The organism is Streptomyces longispororuber (assembly GCF_014656095.1).
GTDB classification, from domain to species: Bacteria; Actinomycetota; Actinomycetes; order Streptomycetales; family Streptomycetaceae; genus Streptomyces; species Streptomyces longispororuber.
Genome location: NZ_BNBT01000351.1, coordinates 1 through 543, shown reverse-complemented (window position 1 = coordinate 543; position 543 = coordinate 1). Strand labels below are relative to the sequence as shown.

Sequence of the window (543 nt, the reverse complement as noted above, 5' to 3'; positions counted from 1 at the left end):
CCTCGCGTGGCTGCCCGCCCCGGCGGCCGCGCTCACGGTGGCGATGCTGCTCGCGGCGCGCCTCGCGTGCGCGAACCTGGACGGCGCGCTGGCCCGGGACACGGGCCGCACGACGCGGCGCGGCGCCCTGCTCAACGAACTCGGCGACCGCGCGGCCGACTTGGCGGCGCTCGCGGGGTTCCTGGCCCTGGCTCCGCTGTGGCTGGTGGCGACGGCCGCCCTCGCGGCGACGCTGCCGTCCTGGGTCTCCCTGGCGGGCGCGGCGGCGGGCGCCCCGCGCCTGAACGGCGGCCCGGTGGGCAAGACGGAGCGCTGCGCCCTGGTCGTGGTGGCCGCCGCGTCCGGCTGGGCGGTGCCGGTGCTCGCGGTGCTCGCGGCGGGCGGCGCGCTGACGGCGGCCGTCCGCTGCGGGCGCCTGTGGGGGGAGCTGGGTCCCCGATGAGCGGCGGTACGACGGTCGCGACGCTCCTCGCGGGCGAGGCCGCGGCGCGGGCCGTGCCGGTGGTGGCCGGGGTGCTCGGCGCGGGCGGCGTCGCCGTCGCC

At 82.0% G+C, this 543-nt stretch carries 1 protein-coding gene; it reads left to right on the top strand.

Going from position 1 to position 543, the window contains the following annotated elements; genetic code table 11:
* The coding region (locus tag IE330_RS38580) for a CDP-alcohol phosphatidyltransferase family protein (protein ID WP_190140829.1) at nucleotides 1-442 on the top strand (442 nt) is incomplete at its 5' end.
* Nucleotides 443-543: the final 101 nt, after the last annotated feature.